The sequence below is a fragment of the Haloimpatiens lingqiaonensis genome, assembly GCF_901447495.1.
Classification (GTDB): Bacteria; Bacillota; Clostridia; order Clostridiales; family Clostridiaceae; genus Haloimpatiens; species Haloimpatiens lingqiaonensis.
On record NZ_CABDWS010000138.1, the window covers coordinates 1 to 3,401 of the forward strand.

At 22.6% G+C, this 3,401-nt stretch carries 3 protein-coding genes; 2 read left to right on the plus strand and 1 reads right to left on the minus strand.

From position 1 onward, the window contains the following. The coding region (locus FGK85_RS14770; protein WP_341472459.1) for a hypothetical protein at positions 1-375 on the minus strand (375 nt) is incomplete at its 3' end. 202 nt (positions 376-577) lie between these two features. Between FGK85_RS14770 and FGK85_RS14775 the strand changes: the two genes are divergently transcribed. Continuing rightward, positions 578-1,477 carry a 3'-5' exonuclease gene (locus tag FGK85_RS14775; protein ID WP_279232927.1) on the plus strand — a complete coding sequence of 300 codons (900 nt, stop codon included), beginning with the start codon at positions 578-580 and terminating at the stop codon, positions 1,475-1,477. A 4-nt stretch (positions 1,478-1,481) separates the two neighbouring features. Further along, positions 1,482-3,401 (plus strand): hypothetical protein (locus tag FGK85_RS14780; protein WP_138207892.1); only part of this gene is annotated, 1,920 nt, incomplete at its 3' end.

Below are 3,401 nucleotides of genomic sequence, written 5' to 3' on the forward strand. Positions count from 1 at the left end.
TATGGCAACTACTTTTAATTTATCTATAGTACCATTTCTAAATACTTTATTTTTTACAATGGTTTTTATTATATGTTTATGAATTTCTTTTAATCCATCTAAATCAAAATCACTTAAGGAGCGCCTAACGGCATCAATGCGTGGCATTTTAGTTTTTTTAGGTATTACTTTTTTAAACTTGCCTTTTTTAAGCCAATGTTCTAATCTATTGAAACTTCTTATCTGAAGCATAAATCCAAATAACACCACGAAGGTAATTGTTGAAATTTTTACATCAGATTTTATTCTTTTATCTTTTAAGTTATTGATTTTTTCACCTATATCGTATACCTTATTAATATAAGTAAGTAATTGTTTTAAATAACTTTTACTCATTTTATCAGCATCCTTTTTAAGTTGGTTTCTAGTAAAAACTATTATAAAAAGGATGCTTTTATTATGCAAATTTTTTCTCTAAAATTTCCAGCAAAAATCAGAATTTATGGTTTTTAACCTAACCCTCAATCATTCATTATAAATCAGCGGGCTCACGCCCCAAAAATTTTTAAGTGCTAAACTTCTGTGTAGATATAATAAAATACCTTGTGATATTGAAACTAGTGGTAATTTTTATAGAAATGAAGCAGTAAGAGAATTTTATATACTTATAAATGTATTAATAAGAGAAGATAATAAATGGAATTATCCGTTTATTAATTCATCATATTATAATGGAAACATAGATAAAAGTGAAATTTTGGATAGAATCTCACATGATGATGATAGAATGAGTATTTATTTAAAAGGTATTTTAGAAAATTCAAATATCAATTTATATAGGGAAAGGATTAAATATGAATCTCATATTAGATTAATTGAAGAAATTATATCTCAGTTAAGACCAGAGATAATTTATTATAAAAAGATGTGCAGAGAGTTTAAAGAGATAAAAAATGGAAATCAAATAGCAAAGATGAAGGCTATTGAGTATAAGATTAACTTGATGCACTGTATATTTTTGATAAAACAAGCTTTCACTGATAATGATGCTTCTTTGAGTAAAATAGAAAAATATTTAAGAATACAGATAGAAACTAATAGTACAGAAAATGAAAAAAAAATACAGGAGCAAAATAATAATTTAATGATCAAATGTATGACAGTTCATAAGGCTAAGGGGTTGGAGTTTGATAGAGTTATAATTCCTTTTACTAAGCATTCATTTACAGTAAATAATTCTGAAATAGATTTAATAATAAGTAGATATTTTAGAAGTAAAATAGGATATAAATTTAAATTGTCAAATTCTTTAGAAATTAAAAATGATTTCTATGAACTTCTAAAGGAAAAAGAAAAGGAAGAAAAAATAGGTGAAGAAATTAGACTTCTTTATGTTGCGATGACAAGGGCAAAACATAAAGTTTATTTTCATAGAGATAAAATATATGACAATAGCTGTAAGTATAATAATTGGATGAATGTTGTAATAGGAGGATAAAATTATGTTTAAGGTGGAAGTTCATGATAATTCAAGAGAGTTTTTTGAAACGATACAAATACAAAAGAAAACGTTACACATAACTAGTAATACTACTATTAAAGAATTAATAAAAGATAATGTATCTAATAAGGATGAACAATGGAGGATTCAAGAGTTTGAACAAATTATAGAAAAATTATATTATGATTGGAAAAATCCAATACATAGAAATATTATGATGGGACAATTGAGGATAAATTTGATTCAATTAAGAAAAGAAAATGCTGACAATATAGATATAATAAATTATATAAAAAATATAAATTTACTATTAGAGTCTTATATTTTTTTAATGGAATGTGGAATAACTTATATACCTGATAGTGCTAAAGGAAGAATTTTTGAAGAAAATTTTGTAAATGTATTTAATATATTTACTAAAGACCAAAAAGTAATTAAATATTATAAGGAAGTAGCTAATAATAATAAATTAATAAACATAGGTAAAATATTATCAAATTCTGATGAAAATGAAGGGGTTCAAAAAATTTATTTATATAATTTTAGTAGTTTGAGTTTACCAAGATTGATGTTTATATATAATCTTTATAGGGTAGGTCATGAAATTATATTTAGAATACCAAAATATAATGGACTAATAGAAGTAAATAAGGTTTGGAAAAATATTTATAGTAATGATATTTTTTTATGGCAACAGGAATTGTATAATAAAAAAAATTATCATGAATTTAAAAAGAATAACAAATTTATTGCTTATATTGAAGGGGAGCCTATAGATATTATTGATAATTCATTAAAAATATCATTTAAAAACTATAATAATATTTATGAGTTTATGAAAAATTATAAAGAGTGCAACAACTATTTTTGCTTGTGCAGAGAGGATTTTAAAAAGTATTTTTCTATAAATCATTATTCACAAGAAAATATAGAACATTATTATGAGTTACCTTTGGGAAAGTTTATAAAGAATTTATATGTATGCAAAATCCATGATAGAGATATAGAGTTATCATATGATATTTTTGAAGAGTTAATTATTTCTGGATGTATAGAAATCAAAACCGGTAATAGGTTTATAAATGGGAAAGACTATTTAGGACTTCTGAAAATGCTAGAACCTTATTTAGAAAATATAAAATCTATAAATGAAATAATAGAAAGATTAGAATGTTTAAGTAAATTAAATAATGTTAGTTTAGAATTTGAAAAATTATCAGCGCAAAAAGCAGGTAATAATAGAGTTAAAAAATATTTGTCTAATCCTTTTAGGGTTTTTTCATTTGTAAATTGGCAGAGTTATGATATTAATATAGTTCAGTTTAGGTATTTAGTAGAAAAATTGAAAATAGTACTTTTAAAATTATTATATAATGAAGAAGGATATATAGAACTTCAAAGACATATAGAAATATTAGAAAATTTGATATGTAGCAATAAATATTTACAGAGTATTAAAAAAGAAACTAGTGAGCAATTTTTAAAAAAAGTTATTAGTTTAAAGTTTATAATTAAAGATATTAAAAAAATATATATAGATGAATTAAAAGAAATAATGAATTTTGTTTTAGTTATTGATGAAAAAGCGCAGAATAAAGGTATAAAAGGTAATATTTATTCCATAAATCAACTTGATGGATTTATATACAGAAGATTTGATGGAAAGAATGTAAGTAATATATATTTGAGTGATTTTTCTGATAAAACCTATAGAGATTATATTAATAATAAAGAGAATATTCCATATTATATTAATTATGATAAGATGAAGAAATTATTTAGATTATATAGTGATAATAAAATAATGGTTAAATTGATTAATATATCCATATGTTCTTATGAAAGTTCACAAGATTTTATTAAATATCTCGTTGCTAATATATTTATGAATTTTCAGGGTAGTATAAACATGGATTATATT